At 68.3% G+C, this 13,993-nt stretch carries 11 protein-coding genes; 8 read left to right on the top strand and 3 right to left on the bottom strand.

Going from position 1 to position 13,993, the window contains the following annotated elements:
* Positions 1-39: 39 nt before the first annotated feature.
* From AC07PR_RS25750 to glk, 5 genes are all read left to right on the top strand, one after another.
* Positions 40-1,284, top strand: coding sequence for an ABC transporter substrate-binding protein (locus AC07PR_RS25750; RefSeq protein WP_495136993.1), 1,245 nt, complete (start codon positions 40-42; stop codon positions 1,282-1,284).
* A 10-nt stretch (positions 1,285-1,294) separates the two neighbouring features.
* Entirely contained in the window at positions 1,295-2,302 is a 1,008-nt protein-coding gene (locus AC07PR_RS25755; RefSeq protein WP_377159654.1) for a carbohydrate ABC transporter permease, read from the top strand.
* Positions 2,289-3,113 carry a carbohydrate ABC transporter permease gene (locus tag AC07PR_RS25760; protein ID WP_377159657.1) on the top strand — a complete coding sequence of 275 codons (825 nt, stop codon included), beginning with the start codon at positions 2,289-2,291 and terminating at the stop codon, positions 3,111-3,113. The genes AC07PR_RS25755 and AC07PR_RS25760 overlap by 14 nt, the downstream gene beginning before the upstream one ends.
* Positions 3,114-3,220: 107 nt before the next feature.
* Positions 3,221-4,597: a GH1 family beta-glucosidase gene (locus AC07PR_RS25765; protein ID WP_495136994.1), complete on the top strand. Its 1,377-nt coding sequence runs from the start codon at positions 3,221-3,223 to the stop codon at positions 4,595-4,597.
* Between the two features lie 176 nt (positions 4,598-4,773).
* Positions 4,774-5,769: a glucokinase gene (glk, locus tag AC07PR_RS25770; RefSeq protein WP_377159661.1), complete on the top strand. Its 996-nt coding sequence runs from the start codon at positions 4,774-4,776 to the stop codon at positions 5,767-5,769.
* A gap of 208 nt (positions 5,770-5,977) precedes the next feature.
* On the opposite strand, the gene AC07PR_RS25775 is transcribed toward glk, so the two are convergent.
* Both AC07PR_RS25775 and AC07PR_RS25780 read right to left on the bottom strand, forming a co-directional pair.
* Entirely contained in the window at positions 5,978-7,999 is a 2,022-nt protein-coding gene (locus AC07PR_RS25775) for a M13 family metallopeptidase (RefSeq protein ID WP_377159663.1), read from the bottom strand.
* 135 nt (positions 8,000-8,134) lie between these two features.
* Positions 8,135-9,157 carry a DMT family transporter gene (locus AC07PR_RS25780; protein ID WP_495136995.1) on the bottom strand — a complete coding sequence of 341 codons (1,023 nt, stop codon included), beginning with the start codon at positions 9,155-9,157 and terminating at the stop codon, positions 8,135-8,137.
* 138 nt (positions 9,158-9,295) lie between these two features.
* Between AC07PR_RS25780 and AC07PR_RS25785 the strand changes: the two genes are divergently transcribed.
* The 3 genes from AC07PR_RS25785 to AC07PR_RS25795 all read left to right on the top strand — a co-directional run bounded on the left by AC07PR_RS25785 (position 9,296) and on the right by AC07PR_RS25795 (position 12,665).
* Complete coding sequence (locus AC07PR_RS25785; RefSeq protein WP_495136996.1) at positions 9,296-10,174, top strand: LysR family transcriptional regulator; 879 nt, start codon at positions 9,296-9,298, stop codon at positions 10,172-10,174.
* A gap of 74 nt (positions 10,175-10,248) precedes the next feature.
* Positions 10,249-11,058 carry an enoyl-CoA hydratase-related protein gene (locus AC07PR_RS25790; RefSeq protein ID WP_483108006.1) on the top strand — a complete coding sequence of 270 codons (810 nt, stop codon included), beginning with the start codon at positions 10,249-10,251 and terminating at the stop codon, positions 11,056-11,058.
* Between the two features lie 83 nt (positions 11,059-11,141).
* Positions 11,142-12,665 (top strand): 3-hydroxyacyl-CoA dehydrogenase, encoded by a 1,524-nt coding sequence (locus AC07PR_RS25795; RefSeq protein ID WP_495136997.1) that lies wholly within the window; start codon positions 11,142-11,144, stop codon positions 12,663-12,665.
* Between the two features lie 97 nt (positions 12,666-12,762).
* On the opposite strand, the gene AC07PR_RS25800 is transcribed toward AC07PR_RS25795, so the two are convergent.
* The gene (locus AC07PR_RS25800) at positions 12,763-13,599 is read right to left on the bottom strand and encodes an IclR family transcriptional regulator domain-containing protein (protein WP_377159673.1); all 837 of its coding nucleotides are present in this window, start codon (positions 13,597-13,599) and stop codon (positions 12,763-12,765) included.
* Between the last annotated feature and the right edge of the window lie 394 nt (positions 13,600-13,993).

Consider the following 13,993-nt stretch of genomic DNA (forward strand, 5'->3'; position numbering starts at 1 on the left):
AACCGGCGATCGGCAGCGTGCGCGCTGCTGGCTGCCGGGGTGGCCGCCGCCGTTCCTGCCTCGCTCGCTGCGGCGGCCCAGGTGCTCCCGACGCGCACGCCGACCTTGGTGCTGCGCGTCGCCACATTCCCCGATCTCGATCGCGCCGCGATCGCTGCCGCGCCGCGCTGGCGCGCGCTGCATCCGGACGTCGAGCTCAAGTTGCTGTCGATGCAGTACGCCGATCACCACCTGTCGATGACGACCGCGCTGGCGACCGGCTCCGGCCTGCCCGACGTGATGGCCATCGACCTGCGCTACATCGGCAAGTTCGCCGGCTCGGGCGGATTCGTCGACCTGAACCAGGCGCCGTTCAACGCGGCCGCGCATGCGGACGAGTACGTCCGCTTCGCAATGGCGCAGGGCGTGGGGCCGACCGGCGCGCAGGTCGCGATCCCCGCCGACATCGGCCCCGGCACGCTGATCTATCGCAAGGACCTGCTCGACCGGGCCGGTGTCAGCGAGGCGGAGATCACCCGCGACTGGTCCTCGTACCTCGCCGCCGGCGAGCGCATCCGCAAGGCCACCGGCGCGTACCTGATGGCCGATGCGGCCGACCTGCGCGACATCGCGCTGCGCCAGGGGATCCAGGACGGCGAGGGGCTCTACTTCGATGCGGAGGGCCGCGTGCTCGTCGAATCGGCCCGCTTCCGCCACGCGTTCGAGCTCGGCCGCGCCGCGCGCCGCGCGGGCCTGGACGCGCGCGCGATCGCGTGGACCAACGACTGGGCGGCCGGCTTCAAGCAGGGCCGCATCGCGACGCAGATGATGGGCGCGTGGCTGGTCGGCCAACTGCGCAACTGGATCGCGCCGCAGACGGCGGGGCTGTGGCGTTCGGCGCCGCTGCCCGGCGGCGTGCAGGCGGCCTACGGCGGATCGTTCTATGCGATCCCGAAGAAGGCCGCCAACAAGACGGCCGCCTGGGACTTCATCCGCTTGATGACGGCCGACGCGCAGGTGCAGCTCGAGTCGCTGAAGGTGCTCGACAGCTTCCCCGCGATGCGCGCGGTGCTGCGCGATCCGGTGATGGACGAACCGATCGCCTTCCTTGGCGGCCAGCGCGCGCGCCAGCTGTGGCGCGAGACCGCGTCGCAGATCCCCGCGATCCCGGTGAACCGCTTCGACGCGCTGGCCACGACGGTGATCCGCGACGAGTTCGAGCGCGTCATCGCCAAGGGCAAGGCCATCGCGGAGGCCCTGGCCGACGCGCGCCATCTCATCGAACGCCGCGCGCGCCGCCGCTGAGGTCACACGCATGTCTGCGCGTCGATTCCCCTCGCTGTCCGCCCTGCGCTGGCCATCGTTCCGCCTGCCGGCGCTGCGCTCGCGGCGTCTCGCGCCTTACCTGTTCATCGCGCCGTTCTTCGCGCTGTTCCTGGTGTTCAGCCTGTTCCCGCTGGTGTTCTCGATCTACCTGTCGCTGCAGCAGTGGAATCCGGCCGAGGGCCTGCACACGATGCACTGGGTCGGGCTGGAGAACTACGGCTACGCGCTCACCGACCCGTGGTTCTGGGACGCGCTCTACAACACCGCCTGGTTCGCGCTGGTGGCCGGCGTCCCGCAGCACCTGGTGGCACTGCCTCTGGCGTTCTTCATCCATCGCCGCTTCAAGCGCGGCCGGGATCTGATCGTCGGCGCGTATTTCGTCCCGTACATCACGTCGAGCGTCGCGATCGCGCTGATCTTCACCACGCTGTATTCCAAGGACTACGGCCTGATCAACGCCGCGTTGGCCGAGCTGACGCGCATCCCTTTCATCGGCAGTCCGCTGGCCTCGCTGACGGCGCTGAAGGACGGCGGCATCGACTGGCTGGGAGACGCCGACGTCACGCGACCCGCCGTGGCCTTCGTCGTGTTCTGGCGCTACCTGGGCTGGAACCTCGTGCTCTATCTGTCGGGCCTGCAGGTCATCGACAAGGACCTCTACGAGGCGGCGACGCTGGACGGCGCGACCGAGTGGCAGCAGTTCTGGCACGTGACGCTGCCGCTGCTCAAGCCGATGATGTTCTTCGCGGTGACGCTGACGATCATCGGCAACCTGCAGCTGTTCGAGGAGCCGTTCATCCTCGTCGACGGCGAGAAGGGCGTCGCGTCGTCGGTGATGACGACGGCGATCTTCATGTACCGGACGGCGTTCTCGGACGGCGACTTCGGCACCGCGTCGGCGATGTCGTGGTTGATGTTCGTGCTGATCGCCGTGCTGACCTGGGTCAACGCGCGGCTCTTCGGCCGCGATCCGCGGAGTCGCCATGACACGCGGTAAGAAGAACTGGCTGGCGGGGCTGATCGTCGCCGGGGGCGCGCTGCTGCTGGTGGCGCCGCTGTACTTCACCTTCGTCTTCGCGACGCATGGCCGCACGGACATCTTCAATACGCCGCCGCCGCTGTGGTTCGGCGACGCCGCACCTTCGAACCTGCGGCTGCTCGAGGAGCGCCTGCCGTTCTGGCGCAACCTCGGGATGAGCCTCTACGTCGCGTCGATGACGACGGCGCTGAACCTGCTGTTGTGCTCGCTGGCCGGTTACGCCTTCGCGATCTACGAGTTCCGCTTCAAGCGCACGCTCTTCGCGATCGTGCTCGGCTCGATGATGCTGCCGGCCTTCCTGCACATGATCCCGAGCTTCATGGTGATGGACGCGCTGGGCTGGATCGACGAGCCCCGCGCGCTGTATGTGCCGGCGGCCGCGAGCGCGCTGGGCATCTTCCTGATGCGGCAGTACATCGGCTCCGCGATCCCGCCCGACCTGATCGACGCCGCACGCATCGACGGCTGCGGCGAGCTGCGCATCTTCTGGAGCATCGTGCTGCCGCTGCTGACGCCCGCGCTGGGCACGCTGGGGCTGATCACCTTCATCGCGAGCTGGAACAACTTCGTCGCGCCGCTGGTCGTCATGCGCTCGGCCGAGAACTACACGCTGCCGCTGGCGCTGCGCTCGATGCAGGCTCCCAACAACACCGAATGGGGCGCGCTGATGATCGGCAGCGCCATCGCGATGCTGCCGCTGCTGGTGGCGTACTTCTTCAGCGCCCGGCGGCTGGTCGCCGGGCTGACCTCGGGAGCCGTGCGCGGCTGAGGCCGGCACGCTCCCCGCAACCGACCGCCGGAAACGCCATGTCCTCTCCCGCGATTCCTTCGACCTCTTCGATTCCCTCGATCTCTTCGACCACGACTGCCACCACCATGCACGCGAACGACGCCAACCCCGCCGCAGACACCGCCACCTTCCAATCGCTGATCCAGTCGTTGCCCGCGGACTTCCAATGGGGCTCCGCCACCAGCGCCGCGCAGATCGAGGGCGCGGCCCGCGAGGACGGCAAGGGCGAGTCGATCTGGGACCGCTTCTGCGCCCAGCCGGGCCGCATCAAGGACGCGTCCAACATCGACGTGGCCTGCGACCACTACCGCCGTTATCCCGAGGACGTGAAGCTGATGAAGTGGCTGGGGCTGGACGCCTACCGCTTCTCGTTCTCCTGGCCGCGCGTGCAGCCGCTGGGACGCGGCGCGTGGAACGAGGCCGGCTTCGCGTTCTACGACCGGCTGATCGACGAACTGCTCGCCGCAGGCATCAAGCCCAACGCGACGCTCTACCACTGGGACCTGCCGCAGGCGCTGGACGATTCGATCGGCGGGCTGCTGTCGCGCGACGTGGTCCCGCTGTTCGCCGAGTACGCCGCCGAGATCGCGCGGCGCTTCGGCGACCGGTTGTCGACGATCGCCACGCTGAACGAGCCGTGGTGCTCGGCCACGCTGGGCTACGAGACGGCGCAGTTCGCGCCCGGCCATACCAATCGGGCCGAGGCCTACCAGGTCTCGCACCACCTGCTGATGATGCACGGCGCCGCGATGCAGGCGATGCGCGCGGTCGGTTCCAAGGCCCAGCTCGGCATCGTGCTGAACCACACGCCGTCCTTCCCGGCCGACCCGCTGAGCGAGGACGACCGCCGCGCCGCGCGCATCGACGACGGCACCAACGTGCGCTGGTACATGGACCCGGTGTTCCGCGGCCAGTACCCGGCGGACATCGTCGAACACCTGGGCGCCGACGCGCCGAAGATCCAGGACGGCGACCTCGCGCTGATCCAGCAGCCGCTGGACTTCCTGGGCATCAACTTCTACACCCGCAGCGTGCTCAACGGGCAGCAGCAGTTCGTGACGCCGCCGGGGGAGCTCGGCTTCACCGACATGGGCTGGGAGATCTACCCGCAGGCGCTGACCCAGCACCTGCTGCGCATCACGCGCGAGTACACGCCGCCGCCGATCGTCATCACCGAGAACGGCATGGCCAACGCGGACAGCGTCGTCGACGGCCGCGTGCCTGACGCGGCGCGCATCGCCTACCTGCGCGGCCACCTGGAAGCGCTGGCGCAGGCGGTGGCGCTGGGCGCGGACGTGCGTGGCTATTTCTACTGGAGCCTGCTGGACAACTTCGAGTGGAACTCGGGCTATCTCAAGCGCTTCGGGTTGTTCCACGTCGACTATGCGTCGCAGCAGCGGCTGGCCAAGGACAGCGCGCACTGGTATCGCGACGCGATCGCGGCATTCAAGGCCGGTCGCTGACGGGCGCGTTGAAAGGCGCGTTGATGGGGACGTTGAGCGCGACGCGCTAAACACCGGCCGCAACGGCGTCCGTCACCGGGATCCGGCGACGGACTGTGGCAGCATCCATGACTTTTCGGGGCAGGCGACCCACTTGCCCCGCAAACGCATGGAGCATCGGTGAAGGAGCACAAGGCATGACACAGGGCGCAACGGCGCCAGCGCGGTTGCTGGCGGATGTGGGCGCGACGCACGTGCGTTTCGCCAGCCAGGGCGGTGCGGCCGAGCCGCTGGAACACGTGGCGCGGTATGTCTGCCAGGACTTCGACACGCTCGCGGACGCCATCTTCTATCACCTGCATCGCGAGGGCCTGCCGACGCCGCGCAGCTGCGCGATCGGCATCGCGACAGCGGTCACCGGCGACCATGTCCGGATGACCAATCACCACTGGAGCTTCTCCACGCGGGCGCTGCAGTCGGCGCTCGGGGCGGAGCGGCTGCTGGTGATCAACGACTTCACGGCGCTGGCGCTGGCGTTGCCGACGATCGGGCCGCAGTCGACGCGCAAGGTCGGTGGCGGCGAAGCCGTCGTCGGTGCGGCGCGTGGGTTGGTCGGACCAGGGACAGGATTGGGCGTCTCGGGACTGCTGCCGTCCGAGGATGGGACCTCGATGGTCGCCGTCGGCGGTGAGGGCGGGCATGCGACGCTCTCGTCGTACGAGCCCGAGGAGCGTGCCGTGCTCGACCTGCTGCATCGTCGCTTCGGTCATGTGTCGGCGGAGCGCGCGGTGTCCGGGCCTGGACTTGAAAATCTCTACACGGCGCTCGCCGAACTGCGCGGACTCAAGCTCGCACCCGGCGAAGGTCGGACCGCGCCGGCCATCACCGCCGCCGCGCTCGCCGGCGAACCCTTCAGCAGCGACGTCGTCAGCATGTTCTGCGCGCTGCTCGGCGACATCGCCGGCCACGTCGCGCTCACGCTGGGCGCGCGCGGCGGGCTCTACATCGGCGGTGGCATCGTGCCTCGCCTCGGCGAGTGGTTCGATCGCAGCCCGTTCCGGACGCGTTTCGAGACCTGTGGACGATTGACGTCATATCTGCGAGCAATCCCCACGTTCGTCGTCCACGAGGCGGATCAGGCGCCGTTGCTCGGTGCAAGCCGCGCGCTTGACCGGGATGTGCTGACGCACTGAGGGCGGTTGTCCTTCTTCGCTCGGGGCGTTGGCCGCCGATGCATGGGGCCTTGGCGTCAAGCGCCAAAACCCCACGCATCGCCGTCCCCCATCACTGTCATCCTTCCACGGGTTTGCGACCGAGGACTGCGAAGGTGGCGACCGAGGGCTGCGATGAAAAACGGCCGGGGACTTGGTAGTCGCCGGCCGTCCGTTGCGGGGTCAGGTGTTACCAGATCCGGATGCGGTCCTCGCTGGGCTTGAACATCTTGTCGCCCGGCTTGGTCTTGAAGGCCTCGTGGAAACCGTCGTGGTTGACGGCGGCACCGTTGGCACGGAACTCCGGCGGCGAGTGCGGATCGATCGTCAGCAGTTGCAGCTTGCGCTCGTCACGCGCCTTCTCGCGCCAGGCCTGCGACCAGCCCATGAAGAAGCGCTGCTCACCCGTGTAGCCGTCGATCACCGGGGCCGGCTTGCCGCCCAGCGAGCGCAGGTAGGCCTTGTAGGCGATCTGCAGGCCGGACAGGTCGGCGATGTTCTCGCCCAGCGTCAGCTTGCCGTTCAGGTGCTTGCCGGCGATGGGCTCGTACCCCTCGTACTGCGCGACCAGCTTTGCACCGATCGCGTCGAAGGCCTTGCGGTCGTCGTCGGTCCACCAGTTGCGCAGCTTGCCGTCACCGTCGAACTGGCTGCCCTGGTCGTCGAAGCCGTGGCTGATTTCATGCCCGATCACCGCGCCGATGGCACCGTAGTTCACCGCATCGTCCGCCTTGGTGTTGTAGAAGGGCGGTTGCAGGATGGCGGCCGGGAAGACGATCTCGTTGAGCGTCGGGTTGTAGTACGCGTTGACCGTCTGCGGCGTCATCAGCCATTCGCGCCGATCGACCGGCTTGCTGGCCTTGGCGGCCTGGCGTTTCCATTCGAAGGTCGATGCGCGCAGGTTGTTGCCCACCGCGTCGCCCGCCTTGACTTCCAGCGCGGCATAGTCGCGCCAGACGTCGGGGTAGCCGATCTTCACCATGTACTTCGACAGCTTGTCCTGCGCCTGCGCCTTGGTCGACGGCGTCATCCAGCTCAGCTTGTCGATCGACTCCTTGTACGAGGCCAGCAGGTTGTTCACCAGCTCCACCATCCGCGCCTTGTCCGCGGCGGGGAAGTAGCGCGTGACGTAGACCTCGCCGACGGCCTCGCCCAGCGCGCCGTTGACGTTGCCCACCGCCTGCTGCCAGCGCGGCAGCGGGCTCTTCGCGCCGGTCAGCGCCGCGCCGTGGAAGGCGAAGTGCGCGTCGCGGTAGACCTTGGGCAGCGTCGAGGCGTTGGCGTCGATCGTGCGGAAGGTCAGGTAGAGCTTGAGGTCGTCCAGCGGCGCTTCGCCCAGGATCTTCGCGGCGCCCGTCAGGTAGCTCGGCTGCGAAGCGGAGAGCTTGTCCAGGCCCGGCAGCGAGGCGGCGGTGAAGAAGGCGTTCCAGTCGAAGCCCGGCGCCTTCTGCGCCAGCTCGGCCGGCGTCATCGGGTTGTAGGTCTTCTGCGGATCGCGCAGCTCGACCTTGTCCCATTGCACCTGGGCCAGACGCTCCTCGAGTGCCAGCACGCGCTGCGCGCTGCCCGCCGGATCCGCGATGCCCGCGGCCTTCGCCAGCTTCTGCAGGTAGTCGACGTAGGCGCCGCGCGCCTTGGACAGGCGCTCGTCGTCCTTCTTCAGGTAGTAGTCGCGGTCCGGCAGGCCCAGGCCGCCTTGCCAGGTCTGCAGGCGGTTGATGGTCGGGTCCTGGTAGTCGGCCTCGATGCCCAGCGGCACCGGCAAGTCGACGACGCCGGTCTGCGCACCCAGCCAGGTGGCCAGCTGCTCGCGTGTCTGGATCGCCGCGATGCTGTCCAGCAGCGGCTTCACCGGCGCGAGGCCGGCCTTGTCGATCGCCGCGGTGTTCATGTAGGCGGCGTAGTAGTCGCCGATCTTCTGCTCGACGGTGCCGGCCTTGGCCTTCTTCTTCGAGAGGTCCTCGATGATCGAGCGGGCCCGCTTGTCGGAGAGATCCGCCAGCAGGTGGAAGGCGCCGTAGGAGGACTTGTCGGCGGGGATCTCGGTGGTCGAGAGCCAGTGGCCGTTGGCGGCGCGGAAGAGGTCGTCCTGCGGGCGGACCGACTTGTCGTAACCCTTGAGATCCAGACCCGATTGCGGCTGTGCCGCCATCGCGAAGCCGCCCAGCTGCATCAGCAGGGCGAGGGTGGTGAGGCGGAGGACATTCTTCATCGCAAGCAGCTCTTGAGCGCGGGCCGGGCCCGACGAGGCCGCCAGCCTATGCCAGAAGACAGCCCCATGACAAAAGGCATGAGGCCGTCTGTGGCGCCCGTCGCACCGGGGCTTTCCAGCTTGCCGGGAGGCGCCTCAAGTGGCTGCGCACCGCCCGCCGGTACTCGCCATCGCCCCGACCTTTACCTCCGCTTTACCGGAGGCACGGTCCGCTGTTCCGGTGAGGCCGTTGAGGCCGTTGAGGCCGATGGCCGGCGCTGCCGATGCCGGCGACCGCGTGCTCAGCGTGAGGGCCGCGATGACGAGCGCCGCGCCGATCCATTCCTGCATGGCCGGATGCTGGCCCAGCGCGACGCTCATCAGCAGTGCCGACACCGGCACGCCGTTCAGGAACAGTGTCCCGCGCGAAGCGCCCAGTTGCCGCACGCCGAAGTTGAACGCGACCACCGCCGCCACCGTGGGCACTGCCGCGATGTAGATCAGATGCGGCGCGACGGTCGTCACGTCCTGCCAGGCAGGCGCGTCGATCCAGCCGCCGGCGGTGGCGACGAGCGCGAAGGCCACCTGCCAGGGCAGCGCCGCGATGGCGGTCAGGCCGGTGTATTCCAGCGGACTGAGGTCCGGCACCTTCGCCGCGCCCCGCGTGTAGAGCACCCAGCCGACCGTGCCCAGCAACGTCAGCGCGTCGCCGAGCAGCATGTGCGGCGGACCGTCGGTGCGCCCCAGCACGCCGGAGACGAGGATGACGCCGCTGAGCGCCAGCATCGCCGCGCCGGCCACCGCGATACCCGGCCGCTGACCGTCGAGCAGCCAGCGCAGGAGGATCGTCGTCATCGGCAACGTCGCCATCAGCACCGCGCCGTGCGAGGGCAGCGACAGCTTCAGCCCCTCCAGCACCAGGATGCCGAAGAAGCCGTAGCCCAGCACGCCGTAGCGCGTCAGCGTGCCCCAGTGGGCGCGGAGCTTGGCCCAGGGCCGTTCGCCGAAGAAGACGACCAGCAGCGTCATGCCGACACCCGCGAGCAGGTAGCGCACCGCCGTGAACCAGATGGGATCGAGCCGGCTCAGCACCGGCTTGCCGACGAGGAACAGGCTGCCCCACGAGATCGCCGCGAACAGCATCGCGACGGTGGCGGCATAGGGGTTGGAGAGGCTCATGGCGCCCTTCGCTTTCGCAAGACTTCGATGGGAGGGAAGTCTGGGCGCCGCCTCGCGCGGGTTCCATGCGCATCTTTGGAACACGCGTTCCGAGAATGTGAACAACGGTCCCGCGGCGGCTTGTCAGAATGCGGACCCATGGAGCTGTACCAGCTGAAGAGTTTTCTGGCCGTCGTGGCCGAACGCAACCTGACCCGCGCCGCGGAGAAGGTGTTCACGTCCGTGCCCGCCGTCAGCGCGCAGATCAAGGCGCTGGAGGAGGAGCTCGGCGTCCAGCTGTTCGAACGCAGCTCGCGCGGCATGACACTGACGATCGCCGGCGAGAAGCTGGCCGAGGAAGCTCGACGGACGCTGGACGCCGCGCAGCGCCTGCGCCAGGCGGCGGCGCAGATCCGCGGCGACGTCCAGGGCGTGCTGCGCATGGGCACGGTCAGCGACCCGATCTCGCTGCGCTTGGGCGAGGTGCTGGTCAAGCTGGCGGAACGGCATCCCGGAATCGGTCTGCAGTTGATGCAGCGTCTGTCGCTGCACAGCGTGCAGGCGCTGCGCCGGGGCGAGGTCGATTGTGCGTACGTGCTCCATGACGGCGAGACCGCCGATGGGCTGATCGTCAATCGCCTGCGACGGATGGAACTCGCGGTCGCGGTGCCGCGCCGCTTCGCGGACCGCGATTGGCCGGTGTCGCGCGACGCGCTGCTGTCGCTGCCGTGGATCGGCACGCCGGTGGACTGCGGTCTGCGCGCCGCGGCCGAACGCCTCTTCCAGAGCGCTGGTCGCGAGCCGCCGCACAGCCTGATGGCCGAGACCGAAGCCGCCGTGCGCGGCATGGTCGCCAGCGGCCTCGGCGCCGCGGTGCTCCGGCTGGATCAGGCGCAGGCCGCCGTCGACGCCGGCGAGTTGCGCATCTGGCCGCACTGGCAGGACGAGACCTGGCTGTGCTGGCTCCAGAAGGATGGCCCCGAAGAGCATGCGCTGACCGCGCTGCGCGAGCTGGTCGAGGAAGTCTGGCGGGAATGAACGAACGTTCGGGTTGATTTTTCGACCGACCGGTCGGGCTGCGATACTCCGTCGATCACAACGGAGACTGCATCGTGGAGACCCTGCAGATATCGACCGACACGCGTGGCGTGACCCGCGTGACGATGAACCGGCCCGAGGTGTTCAACGCCTTCGATGAAGCGATGATCGCGGATCTCGATGCCGCTTTCGTGCGACTTGGCCAGGATCCTGCCGTCCGGATCGTGGTGCTGGAGGGCGCCGGCAAGGCCTTCAGCGCCGGTGCCGATCTCCAATGGATGAAGCGTGCGTCGGAAGCGACGCAGGCGTGGAACGTCGAGGACGCGCGCCGATTCTCCGGCATGCTGGACCGCATCGCCCGCTGCCCGAAACCGACGATCGCGAAAGTCCACGGCGTGGCGCTGGGTGGGGGCGTCGGATTGACGCTGGCCTGTGACATCGCCGTCGCCACGGCGGGCGCGCAGTTCGCCGTCAGCGAGGCCCGCTTCGGGATCCTTCCGTCGGTGATCGGCCCCTACGTGATCAACGCCGTCGGCCCGCGTGAGGCGCGTCGGCTGGCGTTGACCGCCAGTCGCATTCCCGCCGCCGAGGCACTGAGAATCGGCCTGTTGCATGAGGTCGTCGAGAGCGACGCGGCCGGCGGACTTGACGGCGCCGTTGAGCGCTGGATCGCGGAGCTGCTGATGAACGGCCCTCAGGCGCAGGCGGAGATCAAGACGCTGTTCGCGCAGCTCGAGGTCGGACCGGTGAGCGGCGAGGTCCGCGAACTGACGGCCCAGACCATCGCCCGCGTGCGCATGGGCGCCGAGGCGAAGGAGGGCTTCGCCGCATTCCTCGCCAAACGACCGCCCGACTGGGTGCCGAAGCCCGACGGTGCAGCGTAGCGGTGACAGGACGCGGGTCGGCGCGCGATGCGCCGCTTCGCAGGATCGATAGCGAGACACGAAGAGAAGATCAGGAGACAGCAATGGCGAAATCGACGGGATCCTGGCGCATTGCGACGGCCGAAGCCGCGCAGGCGCCGGTGGCGGTGATCGGCGCGGGCGTGATGGGCGCGGGCATCGCGCAGGTGGCGGCGCAGGCCGGTCACCCGGTCCAGCTGATGGATCTGCGTGAGGGCGCCGCCGCTGCGGCGATCGCGCAGATCGGCAAGGCGCTCGACGGACTCGTGTCCAAGGGACGCCTGGAGGCGGCCGAGCGCGACGCGGTGATGGGTCGGCTCTCGCCGGCCGCCGCGACGGTTGAGTTGAAAGACGCAGCGCTTGTGATCGAGGTGATCGTCGAGAAGCTCGAGCCCAAGCAGGCGCTGTTGCGTGAACTCGACGCCCTGCTGCCGTCCGATGCGCTGATCGCGTCCAACACCTCTTCCATCAGCATCACCGCGCTCGCCAACGGCATGGCGACGCCGCGCCGCCTGGTCGGCATGCACTTCTTCAATCCAGTGCCGCAGATGAAGCTCGTCGAGGTTGTCGGGGGCGCGGAGACCGCCTCCACCGCCGCGTCGGCGATCGAACAGTTGTCGCGCCGCTGGGGCAAGACGCCGGTGCACGCGAAGTCGACGCCGGGGTTCATCGTGAACCGCATCGCGCGGCCGTACTACGCCGAAACGCTCGCATTGCTGCAGGAACAGGCCGGGTCACCGGCGCAGCTGGACCGCGCGCTGCGCGGCGCCGGCTTTCGCATGGGGCCTTGCGAGTTGATGGATCTGATCGGACACGACACCAACTACCTGGTGACGCAGTCGGTATTCGAGGCCAACTTCGGCGACAAGCGATATCAGCCGTCGCTGGTGCAAAAGGCGCTGGTCGACGGCGGCCGGCTGGGACGCAAGTCCGGCAAGGGCTTTTACAACGGCGTGCCCGCCGTCGCGCCACCGGCCGCTCCCGCCGAGGAGGACGTCGGTCCGGTCACGCTGGCGGGACAGGGCGTGTTGATCGACCGGCTCGGCGACTGGATGATGACGCGCGGCGTCACGTTCGAGCGCGATCTGACGGCGGACTGGCAGGGCGTGGCCATCGAGGGTCTGCAGTTGCACTTCACTCGAGGGCGTTGCGCCGCACAGCTGGCGCATGAGCGCAGCCAGCCCGGTCTGGCCGTGATCGACTGGCCACTGGTCCCGGACCGCATCGACGGCCTGGCCATCGCCTTTGCGCCGCGCATCGAGGCGGCGCTGCGGACGCGCGCCGAAATGCTGCTGCGCAGCCTCGGCTGGGAGCCGCTGGTCCTGCGCGACGTGCCTGGTCTCGCCGTCGCGCGGACGATCGCGATGCTCGTCAACGAAGGCGCCGACGCGGTCTGGCAGGGGGTCTGCGACGAGGCCGGCGCCGACACGGCGATGAAACTCGGCGTCAACTATCCGGCAGGCCCCTTCGAATGGCTCGCGCTGCTCGGCGCGCCGGTCGTCGTCGACATGCTCGACGGGCTCTTCGACGCGTATCGCAGCGAGCGCTATCGCGTCAGCCCGCTGCTGCGGCAGCGCCTGTGGGCCTGAACGGCAGGCTCGCACCGACCGGACCTGGATCCGGACATGAAAAAAGCGACCCGCGGGTCGCTTTTTCATTGGCGCTTTCGAGCGCAGTCCGGACGCCTCAGAGCAGCATGCGCAGGTGCGCTTGCGCCTGCAGCAGCGGCGGCAGGCAGTGCTCGACCATCTGCTCCATGCTCATGCGCGTCGCGTGGACGCTGATGGCCATCGCGGCCACGGTGTCGCCCTTGTAGTTCTTCAGCGGCACGGCCACCGAGCGCAAGCCTTGCTCCAGCTCCTGGTCGATCAGCGCGTAGCCCTGGGCGCGGGCGCGGGCGATCTCGATGCGCAGGCGTTCCGGATGCGTGATCGTGTGCGGGGTCAGCGCGGTCAGTTCCTGGCGGGCGATGAAGGCGTCGACTTCCGCTTGCGGTTGAGCCGCCAGCAGCACGCGGCCGTTGCCGGTGCAGTAGGCCGGCACGCGAGTGCCCGGCTGCAGCGTCGGGGAGACCACGCGGCCCGCGCTCGTCGCCGAGATGCAGATCACGTCGTTGCCGTCCAGCACGCCGGCCGACGAAGCTTCCTTCATCGCATACGCCAGCTTGTGCAGCTCGGGTTCGATGATGCGCGGCAGGCGGGCGGAGTGCATGTAGCTCTGGCCCAGGCGAAGCACCTTCGGGGTCAGCGCGAACATCTTGCGGTCCTGCGAGACAAAGCCCAGATGGGTCAGCGTCAGCAGGTAGCGGCGGGCGGCCGCGCGGGTCAGGCCGGTGCGGCCGGCGACCTCGCTGATGGTCAGTCTGGGGCGTTCCTGATCAAAGGCTTCGATCACGGCCAGGCCTTTTTCCAGGCCGGCGACCAGATCACGCTTCAGCGGACCGGTACGGACTTCAGCGTCAGGGGAGGGGACGACCGCTTGGATTGCGGTCAGTTCATCATCGTGGGCTCGTGCAGCGGACATGGCGGGAGGGAGGACGTGCGTTTGACGCCCAAATCTGCTGGGCGTAAGCAGGTGATGTCCACGACTATAGGGACAACCCTGTGAAGAATGTTTGCCAGGGCAAATGTTTTATCCGCAAATCGCACGCTCATGCATCAAATTGGTGCGTTTTCTGCGCAGAACGCCCCACCGCCTTGGTCAGGTGGTGTACGTGGGCGTTCAGCGGGAAAAAGGTGCGCGAAACCGCGGTCGGTGGTCGCTAAGCAGGCGGTCAATAGTCAGACATCATGCTTGTCACCGCATACCCTACATATATGAGCGGTATGCGCCATCAAACGAAGTCAGTATCACACGCGGTGTGCGATTGGCGCCTACGTGGTCCTACGTGCGCCCATGACTATTTCTTTGCCGCCCC

This window comes from Roseateles sp. GW821-FHT09H11, from assembly GCF_059415845.1.

What these genes read in the sequence shown, in the direction of transcription:
- AC07PR_RS25795 (WP_495136997.1), top strand. Translation starts at nt 11,142, where the DNA reads ATGGCGAAATCGACGGGATCCTGGCGCATTGCGACGGCCGAAGCCGCG.
- glk (WP_377159661.1), top strand. Translation starts at nt 4,774, where the DNA reads ATGACACAGGGCGCAACGGCGCCAGCGCGGTTGCTGGCGGATGTGGGC.
- AC07PR_RS25785 (WP_495136996.1), top strand. Translation starts at nt 9,296, where the DNA reads ATGGAGCTGTACCAGCTGAAGAGTTTTCTGGCCGTCGTGGCCGAACGC.
- AC07PR_RS25780 (WP_495136995.1), bottom strand. Translation starts at nt 9,157, where the DNA reads ATGAGCCTCTCCAACCCCTATGCCGCCACCGTCGCGATGCTGTTCGCG.
- AC07PR_RS25760 (WP_377159657.1), top strand. Translation starts at nt 2,289, where the DNA reads ATGACACGCGGTAAGAAGAACTGGCTGGCGGGGCTGATCGTCGCCGGG.
- AC07PR_RS25765 (WP_495136994.1), top strand. Translation starts at nt 3,221, where the DNA reads ATGCACGCGAACGACGCCAACCCCGCCGCAGACACCGCCACCTTCCAA.
- AC07PR_RS25800 (WP_377159673.1), bottom strand. Translation starts at nt 13,599, where the DNA reads ATGTCCGCTGCACGAGCCCACGATGATGAACTGACCGCAATCCAAGCG.
- AC07PR_RS25775 (WP_377159663.1), bottom strand. Translation starts at nt 7,999, where the DNA reads ATGAAGAATGTCCTCCGCCTCACCACCCTCGCCCTGCTGATGCAGCTG.
- AC07PR_RS25755 (WP_377159654.1), top strand. Translation starts at nt 1,295, where the DNA reads ATGTCTGCGCGTCGATTCCCCTCGCTGTCCGCCCTGCGCTGGCCATCG.